Origin of the sequence: Ruminococcus sp. AM31-15AC, from assembly GCF_003462045.1 — a bacterium.
Taxonomy (GTDB): domain Bacteria; phylum Bacillota; class Clostridia; order Oscillospirales; family Ruminococcaceae; genus Hominimerdicola; species Hominimerdicola aceti.
Window position 1 is genome coordinate 1 of sequence record NZ_QTYG01000007.1, and the last position, 22998, is coordinate 22998.

Consider the following 22998-nt stretch of genomic DNA (forward strand, 5'->3'; position numbering starts at 1 on the left):
TTGAGAGTAGTTGTAATTTTATAGGGTAGTAAAACCCATATGCTGGCGTTACAGGCTATTCAACAGTTTGAGAGTAGTGTAATTTTATAGGGTAGTAAAACTCCATAAATTCCGTTAAGTCTACACCAAAGTTTGAGAGTAGTGTAATTTTATAGGGTAGTAAAACAAGTGTATATTTGCCACGAAAGAGCATAGTGTTTGAGAGTAGTGTAATTTTATAGGGTAGTAAAACTCACCGCCTTTCAGTCTATGTATCATTGCTGTTTGAGAGTAGTGTAATTTTATAGGGTAGTAAAACACTATCTTTGACCGTGATGCTTGCATGGTAGTTTGAGAGTAGTGTAATTTTATAGGGTAGTAAAACATGACCCATTCGTATTTACTGCACCTGACGGTTTGAGAGTAGTGTAATTTTATAGGGTAGTAAAACCGCACCAAGCTCTCCACACTCTCCGTAGCAGTTTGAGAGTAGTGTAATTTTATAGGGTAGTAAAACTAGGTTCATCATCAATCAGTTTGCACAGGTGTTTGAGAGTAGTGTAATTTTATAGGGTAGTAAAACTTCCAAGACAGGATATTGTTCTTACACCAAAAACTGGAAATAGATTATTTTTTTGTGGATGAAAGATATGGGCAGTGATTTCCGTTGGATGAGAATGAATCGTTGTACATTGGAAAGTCGATAGCCAGATTGAAGTTGAATCAGTCGGCACAGAATCCGATTACACCACGATACAAGATACCATGGAGGAATATGATAATGTCGAAAGATGAGTATTTGATAACCGATACGCCCTTCAAAGCGTTGACGGTTTTTGCAATGCCAATGATTATTGGAAGTTTCTTTCAGCAAATATACAATATGGCCGACTCTGTTATTGTCGGCCAGTTTGTTGGTTCTTCCGCACTTGCAGCTGTCGGTGCATGTGCAGCATTGACCAATGTGTTCATTTGTGTGGCACTGGGAGCCGGTGTCGGAGCCGGTGTGCTTGTGAGCCGTTATTTCGGAGCCAGGGAGTATGGCAAAATGAAAACAATCGTGTCAACCTCCTTGATTAGCTTTTTGCTTCTAAGTATAGTCCTTGGTGTTTTTGGCTTTTTCTTCGCCAACTCGTTGATGAGTGGACTGCAAACCCCTGCCGACATACTGGATGATGCAGTACTGTATCTGCGGGTCTATTTTGTGGGCTTTCCGTTTCTGTTTATGTATAACATTCTTTCTACCATGTTCACCTCAATCGGCGAATCTAAAATTCCGCTAGGACTGCTGATTTTTTCGTCCATCCTGAATATTTTAATGGATCTTTGGATGGTAGCCGGGCTAGGTTTTGGCGTGTTCGGTGCGGCTGTTGCAACTCTGATTGCACAGGGAATTTCTGCCGTGTTTTCGTTTTTGATCTTTCTGTCTCGGATGCGGCAATACAAGAGCTCATTTAGCAGGTTCGACCGGCAGGAGCTGTATTCCATGCTTCGCATTGCGGTACCATCGGTTTTGCAGCAGTCCACAGTGTCTATCGGTATGATGATCGTGCAGGCAGTGGTAAATCCTTTCGGCACACAGGCACTCGCTGGGTATGCAGCAACGATGAGGGTGGAAAATGTTTTTTCATTGATCTTTGTATCCATCGGCAATGCGGTTTCGCCGTATGTTTCTCAGAATCTTGGTGCAAAGAAAATTGATCGTATCAAAAAAGGCTACCATGTTGCACTGGTGCTGGATCTGTGCTTTGCGGTCATTGCGTTTGTGACCATTGAAGCGCTGCATACGCAGATCTCATCACTTTTCTTAGGAAAAGACGGAACGGCGTTTGCCTATCAGGTGTCAGGTGATTATATGAGGTGGCTTGGTTACTTTTTCATCTTCATGGGTATCAAGATGGCAACCGATGGAGTTCTTCGCGGCCTCGGAATTATGCGTCCGTTCCTCGTTGCAAACATAGTGAATCTTGCGATTCGTCTGTCCATTGCCCTGATCTGTGCACCACGTTTTGGCATTGCCTTTGTCTGGCTCGCGATACCAGTTGGCTGGCTTGCAAACTTTTTAATCTCCTATGTGGCTCTTAGGCGATCATGGCCGACTGATAAAATGGCATCCATTAGTTAAATTCCAGTTTGTAGGGATGACATGAAAAATGAAGTTTAAGGAACAGAGCTTTACCCTGTTTGCCTATACAAATTATAGAGCAATTCAAGGTTATCACAGGCTCGAACCACTAGATTTTAATGGAAAAGGTGCGTTCCACCATTTCCTCGTACAATAGGGGTTGAGTATGTTTTTCGTTGAACAACCGAGCCACGTGGAGTGTGTGGTATTGATAACAAGGAAAGCGCAGTAAATCAGGACAGTTAGCTTAGCGGTGTGGTTTACACACATTGGTTAAACATGCCGCTTTTTATAGGGCATGGCAGTTTAGCGTATAGGATAATATGTTTGTGGTGACAACAGTTCCACAGCGATACAAGTAACGTTGGAGATATTATGGATAGAACTGTAAGAAATGCAGCAAAAGCATTAATTATTAAAGATGATAAGATGTTGGCAATCAAAATAAGTGACGGAAAAGAAGAATGGTATATTATGCCCGGCGGCGGACAAGATGTGGAGGAACTTCTTCCTGAAGCAGTTTGTAGAGAAGTGGCAGAAGAAATGGGATTGCGGGTAGTTGTGAAAGATTTAGCGTTTGTTATAGAGGGTTTACATGGAGAAAAATTTCATCGTGTAGATTTGGTGTTTTTATGTGAGTATATTGGAAAACTTGAAAATGCCGTCTTGCAAAGTGATACAAATCAAGTTGGATATGATTGGTTAGATATTAAAACATTAAATACAACACCATTATATCCTTCAAAATTACGCCGACAGATCATGAATTTGTATGAAGGAAAAGCGTATAAAGTTTATTTAGGAAATGAAGAAATTGGAGACCCGGAAGTAACAGACTAAATAATGAAGGAACTTGTTTATGAGAAGAGTGATACCAGCAAATAAAGTAAATCATGATTATGAGAAAGTATTGAGTGAATTTGTGTCAGCCTTAAAAAATAGATTAGGTGAATACTTATTAATGGTTTATTTGACTGGAAGTTATGCGAGAGGAGATGCAAATGATAATTCTGATTTAGACGTGTTTTGTATCTTTAGTACAATAAATCAATATGTCTTAGAAAATGTTGGGCATTGTGCAAGAAACACATCTATCCCTTATGATTTGTTGGAGATAAATACTCAATGCTTATCCGTAGACGAATATAAAAGCAAAATATTTGAAGATTGGTCAGAATATGCAATTGCTGAACTAAATAGTGTTTTATTGTATGGTGAGCAATTGGTGAAAATCGAAAATATAAATGAAAAGATACAGTTATCCTATAAGAAAAATTTAGCAAATATTTTAATGAGTGTTCGCCATTATATATGTGTAGATGAGCCAAAAGAATTACTTACGCACCAAAAAATTTCGACATATATTTTGAAGCCGCTCATGTTTGCATTAAGACAAGAACGCTTTTGTGCAACAGGAGTTTATCCCTTGTCGATAGAAAGTTTATTAGAATCGTATCAGGATGATAATAGAATTATGGTTGAATACTTTCTAAATAAGGAAAGATTTGAAACGGACATTTTGTCTGATCATAAGGATGTTCTGATGTTTCTTAATGATAAAATACAAAACTTTCTTGAAAATGATTTATAATTAGATAGCATGAAGAAAGCATATATACGAACCCTTTATATCGCAGAAATGGGCAGACCTTTATATGAAAAGTTTGGATTTGTGCAAATGAAGAATGAAATGGAGTACATTGAAATTTAGCAAATAGGAAGAAAATATGAAAAAAACAGTAATAGGCATAATCGCCCACGTCGACTCAGGCAAGACGACGCTTTCGGAAGCAATGCTTTATTTGTCTGGCAAAATAAGAAAGGTCGGACGTGTAGACCACGGCGACGCTTTTCTTGACACGGATATGATTGAAAAAAACAGAGGTATAACTGTTTTCTCAAAACCCGCAGAATTTGAATATAAAAACACATCTTTCACCTTGCTTGACACACCTGGTCATGTTGATTTTTCAGCGGAAACTGAGCGTGCATTACAGGTGCTTGATCTTGCTGTGCTTGTTATAAGTGGCACTGACGGTGTGCAGAGCCATACTCAAACTCTTTGGAGGCTGTTAAAGCGTTATAACGTCCCAACCTTTGTTTTTGTGAACAAAATGGACTTGGACGGTGCTGATAAAACCTTAGTCATGAACAGTTTAGAAGGTCGTCTTGGCAGTGGATTTGTGGATTTCTGCCGTATGAAGTCCGAAGTCGCAGAGGATTGCGCTCTTTTTGATGAAAATATTATGAATGAGTTTCTTGAAACGGGATCAATGTCTGACAAGATACTGTCAGATGCCGTGGCTCATAGAAAAGTATTTCCATGCTTTTTCGGCTCAGCTTTAAAATCACAGGGCATAGAAAAACTTATGAACGCCCTTGCAGAACTTGCACCGTGTGTATATGACAGCGGTACTTTTGGTGCAAAAGTGTATAAAATTTCAGAGGATGGTGCTCACGCCTGACTTTTATGAAGATAACAGGTGGCTGTCTTAAGGTTAGAGATCTAGTAGATTACACATCGGCTGACGGTGAAAGCTTCTCGGAAAAGGTCAGCAGGATAAGAATATATTCAGGGGCAAAATATCGTAATGCGGATAACGCTGAAACTGGCGTTGTTTGCGCTGTTGAAGGGTTGACTAAAACTTATGCAGGGCAGGGGTTTGGTTTTGAGCAGGATTCTGCAAAACCACTGCTGGAGCCTGTTCTTACCTATCGTGTCGAGCCTGTGTGTGATTTGGATATGCACACTCTGCTGTCGTATTTCCGTGTGCTTGAAAATGAAGATCCACAGCTTCACGTCGATTGGAATGAACAGCTTGGCGAAATACATGTCAGCATAATGGGCGAGGTGCAGCTTGAAATACTGAAAAGCATTTTCAAGCGGCGCTTTGATATCGACATTGATTTTGGCGAGGGAAGCATTGCATACAAAGAAACTATTGAGAAAACGGTTTACGGCTATGGTCACTATGAGCCGCTCAGGCATTATGCTGAGGTGCATTTGAAGCTTGAGCCGCTGGAGCGTGGCAAGGGTCTGCGTTTTGCAACGGAATGCAGTGAAGATACGCTGGACAAAAACTGGCAAAGACTTGTTCTTACCCATTTGCAGGAGAAAAAGTATCTTGGCGTTCTCACAGGCTCTCCTATTACAGATATGAAAATAACGCTCGTTTCGGGAAGAGCGCACCTTAAACACACAGAGGGCGGCGACTTCCGTCAAGCAACATATCGTGCCGTCAGACAGGGACTTAGAAACGCAAAGTCCGTTCTTCTTGAGCCTTATTACAGCTTCACACTTGAAGTGCCACAGCAGAACGTAGGACGTGCTATAACAGATATACAGAACATGGGCGGAGTTTTCTCACAGCCGGAGGTATCGGGCGAATTTTCCGTTATAAAGGGAAGCGCACCGGTGGCGGAAATGCGTGGATATCAGTCACAGGTCATAAGCTACACCAAGGGCGTTGGAAAGCTGATATGCACTTCTGACGGTTACCGTGAATGTCATAATACAGAAGTTGTGCTTGAAGAATATGGCTATGATCCTGACAGAGATCTTGAAAATACGGCAGATTCTGTATTTTGCTCTCATGGCGCAGGTTACAATGTCAAATGGAACGAAGTCCCTGATAAGCTTCACATACCTCCCGAGGACAAACGCAGGCAGGTTTCTAAGCCACAGACATACGCTCGTGCCGAAGATTTTGTAAGACGTGCAGCAAGTGATAAGGAGCTTATGGAGATATTTGAGCGCACTTACGGAAAGATAGAACGTGATAAGTACTATGCGATGCGCAGACCTGAAAAATCTGTAAAGTCAGCGTCAAAGCCGAAGCAAATATACTCAGGCGTGGAATATTTGCTGGTTGACGGCTATAACATAATTTTCTCTTGGGACGAGCTGAAAAAGGCTGCCAACGAGAGCCTTGACCTTGCACGAAGTATGCTTGTAAACAGGCTTTGCAACTATCAGGGATACAAGCAATGTGAGCTGATACTCGTCTTTGACGCATACAAGGTCAAAGAGCAGGAGCGCGTAGTGGAAAATTACCACAATATCAGCATAGTTTACACCAAAGAAGCCGAAACGGCTGACACTTATATCGAACGCACTGCCCACAAGCTCAGCCGAGAGCATAAGGTAAAGGTCGCCACATCTGACGGCATGGAGCAGGTCATAATCATGGGCAGCGGCGCTTTCAGAATGTCAGCTCAGGAGCTTCACGAGGACGTTATGCGTGTGGAAAAAGAGATAAGAGAATATATCGCCAATATGAAATAAAAAAACCGATTTTCTGAAAATAACCAGAAAATCGGTTTTCGTTATTTCTTCCTTTTCTTGGACTTTATTTTTATTTCAGGTATTGCTAAGTTGTCGAATATTACACCTGATTCGCTATTATTTTCGTTTTCATCATTCTCAGTTTTTACATCTTCAACGTGAACTTCTGGAAAAGCAAGGTTATCTGTATAACAGTCAAGATGTTTGTTCTTTTTGTTCATATTCTTTTCCTCCGTTAATTAATAAAGTTGATAAATCCTGTTATAACAAGGCTGTTTATAAAATCGGCAAACATACTTCCAACAATAGGAACAAGCATATAAGCCTTTATTGAAGGGGCAAATTTTGCTGTTAAAGCCTGCATATTAGCCATAGCGTTTGGCGTTGCACCCATTCCGAAGCCGCAAGTTCCTGCCGCAAGCACTGCCGCATCATAGTTTCTGCCCATTACATTATATACGATAAAGTATGAGAACATTGCCATAAGAAGCACCTGTGCAACAAGCATGATTATCATAGGCAATGCAAGCTCGGCAAGCTGCCAGAGTTTCAATGTTATCATGGCTATTCCGAGAAAAAGCGAAAGACAAATACCACCGATATCATTTATTTCACCCATGTGTATGTGTATTTTACCGCTGTATTCACCGATGTTTCTCATAAACGCTGCAACGATCATTGATCCGATATACACAGGAAAGGTCATGCCGGAATATGAAAGCACCCATGATACAAACGTGCCTATTCCCATGCTATCGCAAGCTGATAAGCTGCAGGTGCATACATGCTTACAGAACGGTGATGTTTTTGTTCGTCCTCGACAAGTATAGAGTCGTCTTCAGGAATAACAGTTTTCAGCAGATCGTGTTTGAGTATAAGTTTTCTGCCGATGGGTCCGCCCATTACAGAGCCTATAATCAATCCAAAAGTAGCCGCTGCTGTGCAGAGGCTTGTTGCTCCTTGCTGACCAAGGTCCTCAAGTACTGTGCCAAAAGCACCTGACGTTCCGTGACCGCCTACCATAGGGATAGATCCTGTACACATACCTACCAGCGAGCTTACTCCCAATAGCTTTGAAAGTCCTACGGCAACCGCATTCTGCGCAAATATCAGCACTATCAGGCATAATAAAAATACAATAAGGCTTTTGCTCCTGCTTTCAAAACTTTAATGTTTGCCTGAAAGCCAACAGAAGTGAAGAACATGACCATGCAAACTGTTTTTAGCGTTTCATCAAACTGAAATTCGACTATTCCTGCGACGTGAAGAATACATGATATGACAGCAAAAATAATTCCGCCGATGACAGGAGAGGGAATACAGAAAGTTTCAAGAAATCTGACTTTCTTTTTGAGAAATCCCCCTAAATACAAGACTCCTACTGCCACCGCAAGAGTTTGATACATATCCACATTTATTGTTTTCAAATTTGATCCTCCTCTGTTATAGCAGTTCCGATGCTGTTATAATATTCCACTGCCCCTTTATGAAAAGCACACGGGATATTATCTGTCGCAAATTTTGTGTCATTATTCGCAAATGAGATCCTTTCCTTTATCTGGCCATTTTCCTCAAAAAGAATTTTCGTGATATCTGCTACAGTGTCGCTGTCCATCTTTTGGCTTGCCACAAGAACAGCCTTTACGCCGACAGTCTTGACGTCCTCGTCAATGCCTTTATAAGTTCCTGCCTTTATTACAGTTTCATAGTATCCGTCATAAAGATTCGTTATATATGATATCGTTCTGTCATCAAGAGGCAATATTCTTATATCCATTTCCTCAGAAAGCTGTGTTATAACATCACATGGAGCACCAAGTACCACGAAAAATGCATCGATAGAGCCGTTTTTAAGTGCCTCAGCAGACTTCTGATAGTTCATGTTGCACACATCTATCATGTTATAGTCAAGACTTACAGAGTTTAAAATGTACTCAGCATTTTTTGCTACGCCAGAATCTTCCTCGCCCACAGAGACATTTTTTCCTTTAAGATCAGCAGGAGTTTGAATATCTGAGTCAGCCGGAACGATTATCTGAAAAGACTCCATGTAAAGAGCCGCAACTGCACGGACGTTGTTTATTTTGTTACCATTAAAATCTCCTGTGCCATTCACTGCTTCAGACAGGACATCGCTTTGGACTATTCCCATGTTGATAAAGCCGTCCTTTAAAAGCCTCATGTTAGCCTGAGAACCAGCCGTTCTTATATTTGTGATGTTTTCATCAATATCACTGAGAGTGTCAGCAAATTTATAATATATACCACCTTCGTTGCCGGCATCAATATCACTGAGAGTGTCAGCAAATTTATAATATATACCACCTTCGTTGCCGGATCCCAGTTTTATCTCAGAGTGTTTACAGCAAGAGCAGAACATTGTAAGTATAGCAACTGTAACAATAAATATTATTGTATTTTTTATTTTTCGCAATCCGATCATTCCTTTCTAAAATATTCAAAAAGTTATCCTATTGATAATATCATATCCATATTTTCATTAAACATATATTTCATATAAAAAATCACCTATCAGCTTTTTGGTAATATCATTGAGGTTAAAAAAGCCACACCGAGCGTGGCTTTTTCCCTCTAATATAGACAGTAAACAAATTTTGCATTAAGAAGCTTAGCACCCGAAAGCTTTGGCAGGACGATCTTGTCCTTTACGATCTCAAAATAAGAAAGTGCGGTTTCGAGTTCCCCATCAGATATTACTGAGTTGCTCATTTCCGCTTTGACTGCAAGTTCTCCGATATATTTTATCATATGAGAGAAATCATTGATTTGCATTTCCTGGCATTTTTCTGTTAACCTGTCACAAAGCTGTAAGTCTGTAATATTTCTGCTGTCGGCAATGCTATAAGCTTTAAATATTTGAGCATATAGCGATATACCGCCACAGTACGTGATCTATTGTCCCCATTACTTAGTTCCGAACGCATTTTCTTTACCTTTACATCTCTATGGACTACAACGCCGAAGCCTATAAACAGAAGTCCGCCCAGAGTGATGAAAATTCCTACAAATGAGCCATGGACGCTGTTGTTTTCTGTTATTCTTGATGAAACAGAAGTTTTCCCAGCGCCTGACATCACTCCGGCACCATGTCCGTTGCTTGCAGAATTTGTTTTCTTTGTTGTTGAAGCTTTTGAACTGTTTGCAGGCTTTTTAGTAACCACTGAAGTTGTGCCACCCTGACCGCCATTTTGTGTGGTAGTCGTAGGCTTGCTTTCTGTGCTTTTAGTTGTTGTAACTTCCTTAGGGTCTTTCTCTTGTTGTGTAAGATTAGGATTATCATTATCATAACCTGGTGTGAATTCTGCAGGATACCAACCTGCATTGTCTATAAATACCTCAGCCCATGCGTGCGCACATTTGTCCTTTACACTTACCTCGTATGTTGAATCATCTTCAGGTTCACCGAGCTGTGAATTAAGCACCACATATCCCTCTACATATCTTGACGGATAGCCAAACATTCTTAAAAGCTCTGCACCCGCTGTTGCGAAATATGAACAATAGCCCTCCTTTTGTGTACCTAAAAAATAATCTATGAAATCTTCACCTTTTGGAGTAACACCCGGTTCAAGGTATAAGTGAAGTTATCAGAGAAATAGTTTTTTATTGCAGTGCTTATTTCTTCATAAGTCCAATCACCCTTGTGGTAAATATCCACGCCAAGATATTCACTAAGTATCTCTTTATATGCCTTATCAAGCTCATCAGACTTTGAAACGTCCATATATTTCTGGTGAACAAACTCTGAGTAAGCGTCAACACCTCTGTCCTTATTAACAGACAATGCAGGCACTTCTGTGCTATAGCCTCAGGGAGGGCTTCAAGCCTTTCTTCTATAAGAGAGGGGTCAAAATAGTAAAGAGAATACTTTGTTGAACTTAATTTGACATATGACTCAGTGGTAGGACGCATTTTTTTATCGTCTGTGTTTCCATCACTTGAATATAAAGAAGCGTATGGCGCATACACAAATTTCTTGCTTGCGCCGAGAACAGATACAGAAATCTGAGCAGGGGTCAGATCCGCATATTTTCGTTGGATAAGGTCATAATCCAGATCCTGCACCCATATCTTGCCTTGCTCAAAATCATTAGAGAAGGTGTCTTCATTGCCATTCACGTCAACAGGAGTCCAGCTATTGTCGTTATAAACGCCTGCTACATATCCACGGAGATATAGTGTATTAGAGAATTTTGGAGTGACCACTTTTAGTGCTGTTGAGCCGTTGAAGCTAATGCCTGCTGTCTTGCCAAGAACGCCTCCGTTTGTGCCACCAACTGTTTTTATACCAAACAGATCAAATCCGCCGTCATAATCTGAAAAAGCATTTCTCAGGTCAGTGAGAGAGAAATTTGACACTGCTGTAGAAATATCATGTCTGTATTTTGCAAATGACTCAGGACGTGTAAAGCCTGTTATTGCTGAGAAAAGCATTATAACTACAAGTACCAACGAGCTTAAAATAGCCGTGAATTTCATGAATACGTTATAGAAACAAGCTTTTTGCTTTTCAGATGTAAAATAAAACGTGCGTTTTCGCTCATGCACCGCAAAGGTGTTTTTTCTTCCTGCCTTGTTAGTTGTGTGGTTTATTATGTGCAATGCAAGCACTGTTACCCAGCATACAAACAGACCAATAACAGTCCACATTGACGGCTCCCAGCCCCAATACATTCCAAGCTCGAAAACAGGAAATGTAATGATGAACAGCAGTGGAAAATCTATCCTGTAAAGGCAAGCTGCTGCCGCTCCAAGGCAAACAAGAGTTATAAAAAATACGAAAAAATTTGACGCAAGATATGGGTAGTCGATAGTAGAAATTCCACTAAGCTGAACGCCAAGAGTTGAGTTAGGTTGATTTGCCCTTGAAAGATATCTGTTTATAACAACGAGCAAGCCGTATTTTATTGTAGATATCCTGCTCACAAGGTAAATTACATGAAGTATCATCACACCAAGTGCAGAAAACTTAATTATCTTGTGTGACGATTTCATCAGACCAAACACAAGTGAAAGCATGGCGGAGTAATATATGATCGTGGTCTTGTATATTTCCATATCAAGGAATGATACTGCCATAAACGCTGTGCATATGGTCGCCACAAAGGTCAGAAGTATCTGAAACCATAGAAATGAGCCTGAATTATGCTCACGCTCACAATTCATAAGGATATCTCCGTCAATGCAGATACCATTGCTGCTGATAAATCCTATATCTTTGTTTTTGCTTTTTATTCTTTTCTTTTTCATGTTGTCACCTTTATAGACATATTTCCTGTATGCTTTCGGCAACGTGTTTTGCAGTAACGTTTACGACCTCTGCAAACTCATCGTTTATAACGTCGTCTTTCTTTTTGTTTGTGATAAGCATATAGGAATAGCGGAACGCCAGATCGTTATCGTTCATAACGCCGCTGAGATTGCTGTTATATGCGGGAGAAAAATACATCAAGTGACCGCATTTATATCTCTCAGGCTCATTGATGTAATTTATCATAGACAAGTCAGGCTCATCATAAACAGAAGCCTGCAACAGCAGACTTATAAGCAGCCTTGCACTTTCTTCGTCTGTAACGTTCACTACTTCGCTCAAATCTTTCTTTTTATCATACCACACTACCTTATGAGGAGTGTCATTTTCTATAAGATAATAGGATATAGACGCTATAGCCTCTACAAGAGTATCATATACGAGCATATAATCGTCTGTATTTGTATCAAGGTGGAGATCCGCCATAAGCACGATAGAATTTGATATTGGCAGAGAGTAATCCTTGACCATAGTCTTATCCTGCTTTGCAGTAAGCTTCCAGTGTATCCTGTTTATTTTGTCACCATCATGATATTCGTGTATATCAAAAATCTCTGAGGGATCATCGCCCTTTGATGTCTTGGAATAATCATCGGTTTCAAGACCCATTTCAGCATAATTGGCAATGTTGTTTTCGATAGGTATATAGTCAGGAACTATAGTGAAAGTACTTTCGCCAAAAAGTTTGGAAGCAGCGTCGGTACTTACTCTTATCTTGAAAAGCTTCAGCATATCCACAATGCGGCAGCGTTTTATGTTCATTCTCACTGTGCCATAATGTTTTGCAGAAACGTGCAAAGTAAGATACTGAACATCATCAGGATAAAGGGGAGTATTTATCTTCATTGTATTTTTGTCGCCGTCAAGAGTGTTGTAATATTCTATCTCTATAATCATATTTGCAACAGGCAACTTTGAGCGGTTTTGCAATCTCAGCACAACAGGTATCTTTGACGATCTGCCTGCGGTTTTCTGAGTGTTCACAAAACCAACGCTTATTTTCTTTGACATTTTTTTGAGCATAACGAATAAGATAATAGGCATAACAAGTAAAAATGCAAAGAGATAAAAAGAGAAGCTACCCACATATAATATATAGAAGAAAATAGAGGCGATAAATAATATTATATATAAAACCAGCATTTGCTCCTCCGTTACTTGCTAACTCTTGGAACCTGAACTGAGGAAATAACTCCTTTGAGTATCTGTTCTCCAGTGAAGCCGTTTATCTTTACCTTTGAGTTGAACACAAGTCTGTGAAGAACAACGTCCTTGAAGCTGTATATAACGTCATCGGGGATAACATAATCTCTGCCCTTAAGAAGCGCTGTCGCCTTTGTCATTCTGAGTAGTGCGATAGTTCCTCTAGGTGAAAGACCCAACTTTATATATTCATTGTTTCTGGTTGCATTTGCAAGCATAACGATATACTGGAAAACCTGATCTGAAACATAAATATTTTCCACAACTTTTCTTGCCTGAAGGATATCCTCCGCAGAAACCACAGGCCTTACATTATCCACAGGCACGAGATTTTGCTTTGATTTTAGCATAGCAACTTCGCTTTCAAGATTAGGATAACCCATTGTGAGCCTTACGATAAATCTGTCCATTTGCGACTCCGGGAGCATTTGCGTGCCTATAGAGCCAACCGGGTTTTGCGTTGCGATAACGATATAAGGGTCAGGCATTTTATGTGTGATACCGTCTACAGTTACCTTGCCTTCCTCCATTACTTCAAGAAGCGCAGACTGCGTCTTACTTGAGGTTCTGTTTATCTCGTCTGCAAGAAAAAGATTTGTGAGTGCTGCACCCTGCTTATATTCAAACTTGTGTGTTTCTTTATTTAGTATGGTAAAACCTGTCACGTCTGTTGGCAAAACATCAGGGGTGAATTGTAGTCTTTTATAGTCAAGTGAAAGCGCCTTTGAAAGAGCCACGGCAAGAGTGGTCTTTCCTACTCCCGGAATATCCTCAATAAGGATATGACCGCCTGCAAGTATGGACAGCAGGACTTTTATGATTATCTCGTCCTTGCCGATAATGACCTTTCTTACCTCATTTATCACGCTTTGTGACATATTCAGTACTTTTACCTGTTCTTCAGTTAAGCTGTTATTCATAATTTTCTCCTTTGTTTTGTATGTTTCTTTTATCTTCACAATATTTGTGCATATTGCATTAACATTATATCACAAATACAACAGTATTTCAAGCATTTTGCGTGATAATTAAATACAATAATGGATATCTGCGTATGTATGAGAATACAAATATCTTGTACTAAAATGCAGGCTCACAGCATAGTTATTTCATAGGACAAGTCAAAAGGAGCGTGAAAAAATGATAAGAGAAGTCAGCAAGATAAAATACGTTTACGAACTGCTCACCCCTCGCATAAGGGGAGCAATTATGTCAGTGCCAGAAATAGAGCGTGACAGGATACAGGAAATAAGGCTTCGCAGAGGTAGAAGGCTGTCTGTTACCATATTCTCGAAAGAGTATTTCGTTAATGATAACGGCAGACTAATGAACAATATCGGGGATAGCGTTCAAGTTGCCACAGAGGATATTGAAACTATCTATCAGCGAGCATTTCAGAATTCTCTTCACAGCTTTCACCGTGAGATAGCAAGAGGGTACATAACAGTTTCAGGAGGGTGCAGAGTAGGCTTCTGCGGAACTGCCGTTCTTGATCCTGCAAGGAGTTATGCCGTGGAGTCGGTAAAAAATATATCTTCTCTTAATATAAGGATAGCTCGTGAAATGATAGGCAGTTCAGACGAGATATATGCAAAATGCTTTTCTGACAAACCAATGAGCCTGCTTATTGCTTCACCGCCCTCGGGAGGAAAAACTACAGTGCTTCGTGATCTTGCAAGAAAGCTTGGAGAACGCTGGCGTGTTGCGCTTATAGACGAGCGAAACGAGTTTGCCGCAACAGTGCAGGTGAGCCGCAAAATCTTATAGGTGCAATGACGGACGTGTTCAATTCCTACAACAAATATGAGGGCATAATGACGGCTGTCAAGGTCATGTCACCGCAAATACTCATATGCGACGAGATAGGTTCTTCTGAGGACAACGAAGCTTTGCAGTATGCGCTCAACTCAGGAGTGAAGCTTATTGCTTCATGCCATGCTTCAAGCCTTGATGAGCTTAAAAAGCGGCGTTATATCTCAAAACTTATAAAAGACAAGGCTTTCGACGCACTTGCGGTACTAGGCACAGGAACAATGTGTGGCAGGCTGGTATCATTTACAAAAACAGGAGCATGAAATGATAAAGCTAATAGGCTGTGTGCTGATCATATCCGCCTGCACACAAATGGGCTGTGCAATGGCGACGGACAAGATACGGCAAATGAAATATCTCAAGCTTCTCAGACAGTTGATATTTGAAACAAGAGCAATGGTTGAGGTTGGAATGACTTTCGGGGAAATTATCTTAAAGCTTAGCTTGCAGAAGGATTATTCTAACTTTACATTTTTGTCGCAAGATACCTCTTCGCCTGATGTCCGCAGAAGAATAACCGAGGATATATATAAGTCAAAGCTTTTTGACAATGAAATCAGGCAGACAGCCATAGATTTTTTTGAAAAACTCGGCACAACAGACACAAATGGACAGCTTGCATACATTTCCATGAGCCTTGCCGCACTTGACGAGCAGATAAGCAGACTTTCAGAGAATTTCACCTCACAGGTGCGGCTATGCAGGGCTTTGGGCGTTCTCAGCGGAGCTTTTATCGCTATTCTGCTAATATAGCCATAGCAAAGGATAACCATAATGAAGGGAACAAGATTTTATGGACATAGATCTTATTTTCAAAATCGCTGCCATAGGAATTATCGTTGCCGTGTTAAATCTCTTGCTGAAACGAGCGGAGCGTGACGAGCAGGCAATGATGACAACTCTTGCAGGGCTTATTGTCGTTCTGCTTATGATAGTAAGGCAGATCGGAAATCTATTTGAAACGATAAAAGAAGTGTTTGGATTGTATTAATGAAAATATTTACAATAGCGTGCTTTTGCATTTTCTCAACTATAGTGTGCAAAGCCATTGAGAAAGACAGCCGTGAAATAAAATATGCGGCTGTGCTTGCGGCAGCGGTGTTGGTGCTTTTTCATTCGGTGGCATTTGTAAAAGACCTTATCTCAGTTTTTGAGGACCTTTTCACTCTGTCAGGAATTGACGATATGTATCTTACCATACTGTTCAAATCACTTGGTATATGCTATATCGTACAGCTTGCATCTGATTATTGTAAGGACTGCGGAGAAAACGCACTTGCGTCACAGGTCACTTTGGCAGGAAAGCTTGCAATGCTTTCGGTATCGCTGCCGCTTTTCAAAGCATTTGTAGAAATAGTAAAAGCATTGCTTATATAGGATTTAAATATGAAAAAAATAATTGCCACTGTCATCATAGTCCTTGCGGTCATGTTTACACCACAGGGAGTATATGCAGACAGTGATGAACAGAACAATGAATATTATGACAGGCTCATAAGCGAAATAAACGAGGGACTGTCTTTTGAGGGTGATGAAGATGTAAAAACTGTACTTGAAGATAATAACATCACTTTGGAAGATCCGTCTTCTGCCGCAAATATAAGTGCTTCTGATGTGATAAAGCATATATTTGAAATCTTTACCGCTGCTTTGCGAAGCCCTCTTATAATGCTTGGGAAAATAACAGCCGCCACTATGCTCTGCGTGTTGGTAAGGTCAATGTCAGCCGAGGGTACAGTGGACAAGGTATTCACGCTCATATGTGTCCTTACCACAGTGCTTGTTATAAGCGATACTGTCACCGACAGCCTTTATTCTGTAAAGACTTCCATGGAACAAATGAACAGCTTCATGATGTCCTACATACCCATATTTTCAAGCGTGGCGACAGCAGGCGGTAGTGCGGCGGCAGGAGCAGGCTATTATGGCGTTATGCTGATAATATGTGAAAGCGCAGGTATATTGGCGGATACGATACTTGTGCCGTTTTTGTCGGCAGTGCTTGCAGTGACCCTTGTTTCTGCAATAAATCCATCTCTTGACCTTGGAAGCCTTGCAGAGTCGGTGAAAAAGCTGGTCATATGGGTGCTTGGCATTGTGATGACCCTTTTTACAGGGCTGTTATCTATTCAAAACTTTGCAGGAGCGGCGGCTGATAATCTCTCTGCTAGAGCCGTTAAATTTGCGGCTTCAAGCTTTATACCTGTCATAGGCGGCTCGGTCTCTGAAGCTTATTCAGCGGTAAAGGGAAGTATAGGCGTAATAAGAACAAGCGTCGGCGTGATAGGCGTTATAATAATGTCTGTGATAGTTGCGAAACCTTTGCTTACGCTTCTTGCAGTAAAACTTGCGGTGTGGATAGGTGCAACTATTAACGATATTTTTGGCATAAGCAACAGTGGTGGACTTCTTAAAAGCATAAATTCAGTTTTATCGATTGGCGTCAGTATTCTTGCAGCTTATTCTATAATGTTCGTTATTTCCACATCAGTTGTAATAATGACAGCCATGAACACAGGAGCTTAAAATGAATACAGTTAAAGCAGTGATATTTATTGCCTGCATTATAGGCGTGATAACTTCTATGACGGATATTGCCACACCTGAGGGAACTTTGAAAAAACAGCTTAGATCAGTGCTTGCGGTGATACTTTTGCTTGCGGTCATAACGCCTGTAATGGGACATGGCTTCAAAGTCACTCTAAGCGATTATACAGAGCTTGCAGATCTGCCTGAGTTTGACAGCATTTCAACAGCGACGAAACTTTATTATCTGTCCGAATCCGAAAGCAGGCTTGAAGAATATTTTTTGGATAAGCTGAATAAGAATGGCATAGAAAACGTCAGAGTGGACATAACCACAGATATAAATGAATATAATGGAATAGAGATAACAGCGGTAAGGGTGTATCTGACTAAAACAAGCGACAGAGGGCTTGTTGAAAAGCTTATTGCAGAAGATCTGCCTGATACTCAAGTTATCATTCAGGAGGAATAAACATTGCTGAAAAGTAAAGTTGAGGGGAAAATAAAGGCTCTTAAAAAGCTTCCTATGAAAACGAAGATAGTGATAGCCGTAGGTCTTGCAGGGATATTGCTTATATTTGTTTCTGAGATGTTTCCTGCTAAAAATACGGCAGAGAGCAAGAGCATTCCCACGGAAAGCGTTGCCACTGATGATACAGACAGCTACAAAAAGCAGATAGAAAAAGAGCTTAAAGATGTTCTTTCTCAAGTCAGGGGAGTTGGCGAGTGCAAGGTAATGGTGACAGTTGAGGGAACTACTGAATATGTTTATGCCGAAAATCTTACCAAAAGCACAGACAATAATGGTGACAGAACAAGCGACAGATATGAAAACGAGATAGTAATAACTGATAATGACGGCAAAAAGGAGGCATTGGTCAGAAAAATAATAAAACCGCAGATATGCGGCGTTGTCATTGTTTGCGAAGGAGGTGGAGATATAAAAGTAAACGAACGTGTGCTTAAAGCAGTTTCGACAGTACTAGATATATCAAGCAGTAAGATCTGCGTTGAGGGCAGAAAATAACAGAAAGAGGTAATAAAGATGAAAAAACCGACCATGATAATAGGCAAAAAGCAGATAATCCTTGCAGGAATGACGCTGATACTCGGTCTTGCAGTATACATAAATTATGCAGTATCGACCTCAGACGGCAAGATAAAGGCGACGGACGTTGTGAAAAGTCAAAGCGTGAATTACGGTGACGCACAGCTCGTAAGCACTGACAGTACTTCAGATTATTTTGCACAGGCAAGAATAGACAGAATGAATTCAAGGGACGAGGCGGTAGAAACATTAAAGAATATAATGAACGGTGGCGATTCCACAGAGGAAGAAAAGAAAGTCGCTGAAGAAGAAGCTTCAGCCATGACAGGGCTCATGGAGTCGGAGAGCAAGGTAGAGACACTCGTGAAAGCAGCAGGCTTTGAGGACTGTGTTGTTTATCTTGACGGTGACAACGCAAATATCGTTGTAAAGACCGACAGCGACGGGCTTGTTGCAAGCGAAGCGGCACAGATAAAAGATATCCTCCTTAGCGAAGTTTCAGTTGCAAATGAAAACATCAGAATTTATGATGTAGAATAAAATTTGTCAGCAAATAAAAAAAGTCCTTCAAAATACTTGTAACCTATTGATTTTTATGATATAATGGTTGTAAGTATAGATTGAAGGATTTCTTTTTTATATCTAAAAAGGGAGGCTTGGATAAATATGAATGATGTTTCAAAGAAAGTAGAAAAAAGCCTGCACATAAGTCAGGACGTTATAGCGCAGATCGTTACAAACTCTGTTAATGAGATAGAGGGCGTTTATGGTATCGCTCCTGTTATGAAGACTCCACGTCAGCTTTGGTTTAGACAGGAAAATTTCGGCAATATCAGGATAGGCCTTGTTGACGATGTGCTGTCAGTGTCTATAGGTATAATACTTTGCCGTGGAGCTAAGGCGGTTTCCGTTGCCGAGGAGATACAGGATAAAGTAAAAAGTGCAGTTCAGAATATGCTTGGACTTACAGTTGCAAAGGTAAATGTGACCATATGCGGAGTTGACCTTTCGGAAATGGAATAGGATTCAGACAAATATAAGATGAAGGAAGTGTTTTTGTGCCAATTAAAAGGCGTGAAATAAGAGAATCAGCATTTTTGCTGATATTTGAGAAAATGTTTAGACAGGACGAGGAGCTTGACGATATTTTCATGTCTGCCATGGAAGTGAATGAGATCATCGTAAATGATGAAGTTAAAAAGCTCGTGGAAAATGTTTGCGAAAAGCAGGACGAGATCGACAGCATAATCAGCAAGTTCAGCAACAAGAGAACTGTTGAAAGAATACCTAAGATAAATCTTGCAATACTCAGACTTGCTATTTACGAGGCAATATATGAGGAGAACGTTCCTGTGAACGTTGCCATAAGCGAGGCTGTGGCTCTTGCAGGAAAATATGCCCTCGAGCCTGACGTTTCCTTTGTAAATGGTGTGCTTGGCTCATTTGCAAAGGAACAAGAGGAAAAGCAGTGAGTTTTGTACTCGGAATAGACACAAGCAATTATACCACTTCATGTGCACTGCTTGATACTGCGGATATGAGGGTCAGGTCATGCAAAAAACTTCTTCCTGTCAAGCAGGGAGAGCGAGGACTAAGACAATCCGACGCCGTGTTTCACCATACGAAACAGCTTCCAGAACTTATGAAACAGCTTTTTGATAGAAGGTATGACTTAAGTGCAGTTGGGTATTCTTATGCACCAAGGTGTGCAGAGGGGTCGTATATGCCTTGCTTCCTTGTTGGAGAAAATGTTGCACAAGCTGTGTCACTTGCCTGTGGGGCTGACCTTGAAAAGACTTCGCATCAGGTGGGACATATACTTGCGGCACTTTATTCCTGCAAAAAGCTGGATATGCTCAGTTCTGATAAGCCTTTTGCGGCTTTTCACGTCAGTGGTGGCACTACAGATCTTCTTTTGTGCGAGCCTGACAAGGCTAATCTGATAAATATAACTCAGATCGGCGGAAGCCGTGATCTTAAAGGCGGACAAGCCATAGACAGAACAGGCGTAAGGCTTGGGCTGTCTTTTCCATGTGGTAAAGAGCTTGAAAGGCTTGCGTCTGAAAGCAAACATAAAATAAAGCCAAAAGCATCAGTTGACGGGCTTTATTGTTCACTTTCTGGAATAGAAAATCAGTGCATGAAGCTTATAGACGAGAGCTGTTCCGTGGCTGATGTTGCGGCATACTGTATTGATTGTGTGTGCCTTGCGGTGGAGAAAATGACAGTTAATCTTCGCCATGAGTATAAGGATATACCTATTATATATGCAGGCGGTGTGATGTCTAATCGCTTTATAAAAAGCAAACTTGAGAAGTACGGCAGCTTTGCTGAGCCTGAGTTTTCAAGCGATAACGCAGTGGGCGTTGCGGTCTATGCTGCGATCAGGAAAGGGAAGATCAAAATATGAGTTCAGTTATCACTGTTTCTCAGCTAAACAGATATCTTGCTTCAAAACTGCGGTCTGACCTTAAGCTGAAAGGCATTGCCGTCAAGGGCGAGATATCCAATTTTAATATACATTACAAATCAGGTCATGCCTATTTTACAGTAAAGGACAGCAGTTCTGCACTTAAAGCTGTTATGTTTTCAAGCAGTGTTTCAAGGCTTAAATTCGTGCCTGAGGACGGCATGAGCGTGCTTGTTATGGGCAATATAGAGGTCTATGAGCGTGACGGCGTTTATCAGATAATTGCCACAGAGATAGCACCTCTTGGTGTGGGCGTTATGCACGTTCAGCTCGAACAGACCAAGAAAAAGCTTGAAAAAATGGGCGTATTTGATGTGAACAAAAAAAAGAAAATACCCCTTGTTCCAAAGAAGATAGCTGTTGTTACGTCGCTTACTGCGGCGGCTTTGCAGGATATAATCCATATAGCTGAAAGGCGTTATCCTGTGTGCAATATCGAAGTTTATCCTGCACAGGTGCAGGGTACGGTGGCAGCACAAACTATATGCAAAGCACTTTCTGCGGCTGATAAAAGCGGTGCAGATACCATAATTTTAGCTCGTGGCGGTGGCTCTAGCGAAGATCTTATGGTGTTCAATGACGAGGCGGTGGCACTGGCTGTTTACGCCTGCAATACACCTGTGATATCGGCTGTGGGTCACGAAACCGACACCACTCTTGCAGACTATGCCGCAGATATGCGTGCACCAACTCCGTCAGCGGCGGCTGAGATTGCTACCCCTGACAAGGCGGATATACTTAATGCTGTGAGACTTTTAAGGCAAAAGCTTGACAAGGCTATGGAGCTTAAACTTGATAAGGCTGGGTCACAGATAGAAAGCTGTGATAAGCTTTTGAAATTATATTCTCCTGAAAAGAGATTAGAGCAGAGCGAAAAAGCAGTGTGCGACCTTGAAAAAAGGCTGTCACAGATCATGGAACGCAGGCTTGAAAAGCTGTCAGTTAAGCTTGACGGCTATGTTTCTTCTCTGAATATGCTTAGTCCGTTCAATATTCTGGGCAGGGGATATGCTATCGTTCAGAAAGACGAAAGCGTTGTCGACAGTGTATCAATGCTGAACGTTGGCGACGAGGTAGACATAAAGCTGTCAGACGGCAGTGTATCTGCTAAAATAACATTTGTCAAATGAAAGGCTGTTTAAAATGACTTTTGAAGAAAATCTTACAAGACTTAATGATATAGTTGGTCAGCTTGAAAATGACAAGCTTCCTCTTGAGAAAGCTTTGGAACTTTATAAAGAGGGGATAGATCTGTCGGTCGACTGCAAAAAAAGCCTTGAAAGTGCAAAGCTTTCCGTAAAGGCTATGAACGGAGATAATAGCGATGAATGATATGAACAAAGCCACACTTGATTATTATGTGGAGCTTATAGATAATAAACTCCTGGAGCTTACCCACTCAAAGCCTGAGCTTCAGGGTCAGGTAGTTGAGGCTATGGAGTATTCTTTGCAGGCAGGGGGCAAAAGGCTCAGACCTGTGCTTATGCTTGAATTTTGCCGTATGTGCGGTGAGCGTCAGCCTGAAAAGTATGCAGAGATAGCTTGTTCTATTGAACTTATACACACTTTTTCTCTTATACACGACGATCTGCCTTGTATGGACGATGATGATTACAGACGTGGAAAGCCCTCATGTCATAAAGCTTTTTCTGAAAATATCGCACTACTTGCAGGCGACGCACTGAATACCCTTGCTTTTGAGGTCATAGCCAACAGTGCCATGAACGGCGTTATATCTGCCGACAAGGCTGTTATGCTTATCTCTGTTCTGGCAAGAGCAGTAGGCACTGACGGCATGATAGGCGGTCAGGTGATAGACCTTAAATATGAAAATAAAGAAATAGATGTTGATACACTGAATATTTTGCAGACCTGCAAAACAGGCGCACTTATTGAAGCCGCTTGTGTAATGGGCGTTATACTTGGAGATAAGCTTGAGGCTATCCCCTTTGCGGCAGACTATGCTCAGGCAATGGGCAGAGCATTTCAGATAGTTGACGATATCCTTGACGTAACAGGCACTTTTGAGGAGCTTGGCAAGCCTATCGGCAGTGACAGCGAACAGCATAAAAACACATATGTATCCCTTCTTGGACTTGATAAGTCAGAACAGATAGCAAAACAACTGACAGTTCAAGCACTGGGTCATCTTAAATATTTTGAGGATAGCATTTTCCTCACAGAGCTTACATCTGATATGCTTACAAGAAGAAGTTGA

Annotated in this window: 26 protein-coding genes, 2 pseudogenes and 1 CRISPR repeat array; of the genes and pseudogenes, 20 read left to right on the plus strand and 8 right to left on the minus strand. The window is 41.0% G+C overall.

Annotated features, from left to right (window positions below; genetic code table 11):
* A CRISPR array of direct repeats spans window positions 1-562; the repeat unit is 36 nt; unit sequence GTTTGAGAGTAGTGTAATTTTATAGGGTAGTAAAAC.
* 198 nt (window positions 563-760) lie between these two features.
* From DW793_RS03195 to DW793_RS03210, 5 genes are all read left to right on the plus strand, one after another.
* Complete coding sequence (locus tag DW793_RS03195) at window positions 761-2104, plus strand: MATE family efflux transporter (protein WP_118157048.1); 1344 nt, start codon at window positions 761-763, stop codon at window positions 2102-2104.
* A gap of 375 nt (window positions 2105-2479) precedes the next feature.
* Window positions 2480-2944, plus strand: a complete 465-nt coding sequence (locus DW793_RS03200; protein ID WP_038671899.1) for an NUDIX domain-containing protein — start codon at window positions 2480-2482, stop codon at window positions 2942-2944.
* A gap of 19 nt (window positions 2945-2963) precedes the next feature.
* A complete protein-coding gene (locus tag DW793_RS03205) occupies window positions 2964-3695 on the plus strand; it encodes a nucleotidyltransferase domain-containing protein (protein ID WP_038671901.1) in 732 nt (243 codons plus the stop codon).
* Window positions 3696-3831: 136 nt separating this feature from the next.
* On the plus strand, window positions 3832-4569 hold the full coding sequence (locus tag DW793_RS15835) for a GTP-binding protein (RefSeq protein ID WP_390624615.1): 738 nt from the start codon (window positions 3832-3834) through the stop codon (window positions 4567-4569).
* Between the two features lie 5 nt (window positions 4570-4574).
* Complete coding sequence (locus DW793_RS03210) at window positions 4575-6389, plus strand: NYN domain-containing protein (protein WP_390624616.1); 1815 nt, start codon at window positions 4575-4577, stop codon at window positions 6387-6389.
* A gap of 41 nt (window positions 6390-6430) precedes the next feature.
* On the opposite strand, the gene DW793_RS03215 is transcribed toward DW793_RS03210, so the two are convergent.
* The 8 genes and pseudogenes from DW793_RS03215 to DW793_RS03245 all read right to left on the minus strand — a co-directional run bounded on the left by DW793_RS03215 (window position 6431) and on the right by DW793_RS03245 (window position 13844).
* Window positions 6431-6610, minus strand: coding sequence for a hypothetical protein (locus DW793_RS03215; protein WP_117897284.1), 180 nt, complete (start codon window positions 6608-6610; stop codon window positions 6431-6433).
* A gap of 14 nt (window positions 6611-6624) precedes the next feature.
* A pseudogene (gene gltS, locus DW793_RS03220) lies at window positions 6625-7795 on the minus strand (sodium/glutamate symporter).
* Between the two features lie 17 nt (window positions 7796-7812).
* Entirely contained in the window at window positions 7813-8823 is a 1011-nt protein-coding gene (locus DW793_RS03225) for a TAXI family TRAP transporter solute-binding subunit (RefSeq protein ID WP_181988275.1), read from the minus strand.
* Window positions 8824-8981: 158 nt separating this feature from the next.
* Window positions 8982-9158 (minus strand): hypothetical protein, encoded by a 177-nt coding sequence (locus tag DW793_RS14545; protein WP_181988276.1) that lies wholly within the window; start codon window positions 9156-9158, stop codon window positions 8982-8984.
* Between the two features lie 41 nt (window positions 9159-9199).
* Window positions 9200-9967: pseudogene (locus DW793_RS03230) on the minus strand (transglutaminase-like domain-containing protein); the annotation flags it as partial.
* 58 nt (window positions 9968-10025) lie between these two features.
* Window positions 10026-11660: a hypothetical protein gene (locus DW793_RS03235; protein WP_118157051.1), complete on the minus strand. Its 1635-nt coding sequence runs from the start codon at window positions 11658-11660 to the stop codon at window positions 10026-10028.
* Between the two features lie 10 nt (window positions 11661-11670).
* Window positions 11671-12765: a DUF58 domain-containing protein gene (locus DW793_RS03240; protein ID WP_252969632.1), complete on the minus strand. Its 1095-nt coding sequence runs from the start codon at window positions 12763-12765 to the stop codon at window positions 11671-11673.
* A 110-nt stretch (window positions 12766-12875) separates the two neighbouring features.
* On the minus strand, window positions 12876-13844 hold the full coding sequence (locus DW793_RS03245) for an AAA family ATPase (RefSeq protein ID WP_118157053.1): 969 nt from the start codon (window positions 13842-13844) through the stop codon (window positions 12876-12878).
* A 220-nt stretch (window positions 13845-14064) separates the two neighbouring features.
* Between DW793_RS03245 and DW793_RS03250 the strand changes: the two genes are divergently transcribed.
* The 15 genes from DW793_RS03250 (at window position 14065) to DW793_RS03320 (ending at window position 22998) form a co-directional block, all read left to right on the plus strand.
* A complete protein-coding gene (locus DW793_RS03250; RefSeq protein WP_118157054.1) occupies window positions 14065-14691 on the plus strand; it encodes a hypothetical protein in 627 nt (208 codons plus the stop codon).
* Window positions 14692-14696: 5 nt separating this feature from the next.
* On the plus strand, window positions 14697-14999 hold the full coding sequence (locus DW793_RS03255) for a hypothetical protein (RefSeq protein WP_118157055.1): 303 nt from the start codon (window positions 14697-14699) through the stop codon (window positions 14997-14999).
* A 1-nt stretch (window position 15000) separates the two neighbouring features.
* Window positions 15001-15489, plus strand: a complete 489-nt coding sequence (locus DW793_RS03260) for a stage III sporulation protein AB (protein WP_118157056.1) — start codon at window positions 15001-15003, stop codon at window positions 15487-15489.
* A 40-nt stretch (window positions 15490-15529) separates the two neighbouring features.
* Window positions 15530-15727: a stage III sporulation protein AC gene (spoIIIAC, locus tag DW793_RS03265; RefSeq protein WP_022286844.1), complete on the plus strand. Its 198-nt coding sequence runs from the start codon at window positions 15530-15532 to the stop codon at window positions 15725-15727.
* Window positions 15727-16113 (plus strand): stage III sporulation AC/AD family protein, encoded by a 387-nt coding sequence (locus tag DW793_RS03270; protein ID WP_118157057.1) that lies wholly within the window; start codon window positions 15727-15729, stop codon window positions 16111-16113. Before spoIIIAC ends, DW793_RS03270 begins: the two co-directional genes overlap by 1 nt.
* A 9-nt stretch (window positions 16114-16122) precedes the next feature.
* Entirely contained in the window at window positions 16123-17262 is a 1140-nt protein-coding gene (locus DW793_RS03275; protein ID WP_118157058.1) for a stage III sporulation protein AE, read from the plus strand.
* A gap of 1 nt (window position 17263) precedes the next feature.
* Window positions 17264-17734 carry a stage III sporulation protein AF gene (locus DW793_RS03280; protein WP_118157059.1) on the plus strand — a complete coding sequence of 157 codons (471 nt, stop codon included), beginning with the start codon at window positions 17264-17266 and terminating at the stop codon, window positions 17732-17734.
* Window positions 17735-17737: 3 nt separating this feature from the next.
* Window positions 17738-18289, plus strand: coding sequence for a stage III sporulation protein AG (locus tag DW793_RS03285; protein WP_252969633.1), 552 nt, complete (start codon window positions 17738-17740; stop codon window positions 18287-18289).
* 18 nt (window positions 18290-18307) lie between these two features.
* Window positions 18308-18850: a SpoIIIAH-like family protein gene (locus DW793_RS03290; protein WP_038671921.1), complete on the plus strand. Its 543-nt coding sequence runs from the start codon at window positions 18308-18310 to the stop codon at window positions 18848-18850.
* A 126-nt stretch (window positions 18851-18976) separates the two neighbouring features.
* A complete protein-coding gene (locus DW793_RS03295) occupies window positions 18977-19333 on the plus strand; it encodes an Asp23/Gls24 family envelope stress response protein (RefSeq protein ID WP_118157060.1) in 357 nt (118 codons plus the stop codon).
* 35 nt (window positions 19334-19368) lie between these two features.
* Complete coding sequence (nusB, locus tag DW793_RS03300; protein WP_242843630.1) at window positions 19369-19782, plus strand: transcription antitermination factor NusB; 414 nt, start codon at window positions 19369-19371, stop codon at window positions 19780-19782.
* Window positions 19779-20720: a peptidase M22 gene (locus DW793_RS03305; protein WP_118157061.1), complete on the plus strand. Its 942-nt coding sequence runs from the start codon at window positions 19779-19781 to the stop codon at window positions 20718-20720. The genes nusB and DW793_RS03305 overlap by 4 nt, the downstream gene beginning before the upstream one ends.
* A complete protein-coding gene (xseA, locus tag DW793_RS03310; protein WP_118157062.1) occupies window positions 20717-21910 on the plus strand; it encodes an exodeoxyribonuclease VII large subunit in 1194 nt (397 codons plus the stop codon). The genes DW793_RS03305 and xseA overlap by 4 nt, the downstream gene beginning before the upstream one ends.
* A 13-nt stretch (window positions 21911-21923) precedes the next feature.
* Window positions 21924-22112 (plus strand): exodeoxyribonuclease VII small subunit, encoded by a 189-nt coding sequence (gene xseB / locus DW793_RS03315; protein ID WP_117857305.1) that lies wholly within the window; start codon window positions 21924-21926, stop codon window positions 22110-22112.
* Complete coding sequence (locus DW793_RS03320; protein WP_118157063.1) at window positions 22105-22998, plus strand: polyprenyl synthetase family protein; 894 nt, start codon at window positions 22105-22107, stop codon at window positions 22996-22998. Before xseB ends, DW793_RS03320 begins: the two co-directional genes overlap by 8 nt.

Coding starts and splice junctions, on each gene's coding strand:
- DW793_RS03195 (WP_118157048.1), top strand. CDS start 761: ATGTCGAAAGATGAGTATTTGATAACCGATACGCCCTTCAAAGCGTTG.
- DW793_RS03200 (WP_038671899.1), top strand. CDS start 2,480: ATGGATAGAACTGTAAGAAATGCAGCAAAAGCATTAATTATTAAAGAT.
- DW793_RS03205 (WP_038671901.1), top strand. CDS start 2,964: ATGAGAAGAGTGATACCAGCAAATAAAGTAAATCATGATTATGAGAAA.
- DW793_RS15835 (WP_390624615.1), top strand. CDS start 3,832: ATGAAAAAAACAGTAATAGGCATAATCGCCCACGTCGACTCAGGCAAG.
- DW793_RS03210 (WP_390624616.1), top strand. CDS start 4,575: ATGAAGATAACAGGTGGCTGTCTTAAGGTTAGAGATCTAGTAGATTAC.
- DW793_RS03215 (WP_117897284.1), bottom strand. CDS start 6,610: ATGAACAAAAAGAACAAACATCTTGACTGTTATACAGATAACCTTGCT.
- DW793_RS14545 (WP_181988276.1), bottom strand. CDS start 9,158: ATGATAAAATATATCGGAGAACTTGCAGTCAAAGCGGAAATGAGCAAC.
- DW793_RS03235 (WP_118157051.1), bottom strand. CDS start 11,660: ATGAAAAAGAAAAGAATAAAAAGCAAAAACAAAGATATAGGATTTATC.
- DW793_RS03240 (WP_252969632.1), bottom strand. CDS start 12,765: ATGCCTATTATCTTATTCGTTATGCTCAAAAAAATGTCAAAGAAAATA.
- DW793_RS03245 (WP_118157053.1), bottom strand. CDS start 13,844: ATGAATAACAGCTTAACTGAAGAACAGGTAAAAGTACTGAATATGTCA.
- DW793_RS03250 (WP_118157054.1), top strand. CDS start 14,065: ATGATAAGAGAAGTCAGCAAGATAAAATACGTTTACGAACTGCTCACC.
- DW793_RS03255 (WP_118157055.1), top strand. CDS start 14,697: ATGACGGACGTGTTCAATTCCTACAACAAATATGAGGGCATAATGACG.
- DW793_RS03260 (WP_118157056.1), top strand. CDS start 15,001: ATGATAAAGCTAATAGGCTGTGTGCTGATCATATCCGCCTGCACACAA.
- spoIIIAC (WP_022286844.1), top strand. CDS start 15,530: ATGGACATAGATCTTATTTTCAAAATCGCTGCCATAGGAATTATCGTT.
- DW793_RS03270 (WP_118157057.1), top strand. CDS start 15,727: ATGAAAATATTTACAATAGCGTGCTTTTGCATTTTCTCAACTATAGTG.
- DW793_RS03275 (WP_118157058.1), top strand. CDS start 16,123: ATGAAAAAAATAATTGCCACTGTCATCATAGTCCTTGCGGTCATGTTT.
- DW793_RS03280 (WP_118157059.1), top strand. CDS start 17,264: ATGAATACAGTTAAAGCAGTGATATTTATTGCCTGCATTATAGGCGTG.
- DW793_RS03290 (WP_038671921.1), top strand. CDS start 18,308: ATGAAAAAACCGACCATGATAATAGGCAAAAAGCAGATAATCCTTGCA.
- DW793_RS03295 (WP_118157060.1), top strand. CDS start 18,977: ATGAATGATGTTTCAAAGAAAGTAGAAAAAAGCCTGCACATAAGTCAG.
- xseA (WP_118157062.1), top strand. CDS start 20,717: ATGAGTTCAGTTATCACTGTTTCTCAGCTAAACAGATATCTTGCTTCA.
- xseB (WP_117857305.1), top strand. CDS start 21,924: ATGACTTTTGAAGAAAATCTTACAAGACTTAATGATATAGTTGGTCAG.
- DW793_RS03320 (WP_118157063.1), top strand. CDS start 22,105: ATGAATGATATGAACAAAGCCACACTTGATTATTATGTGGAGCTTATA.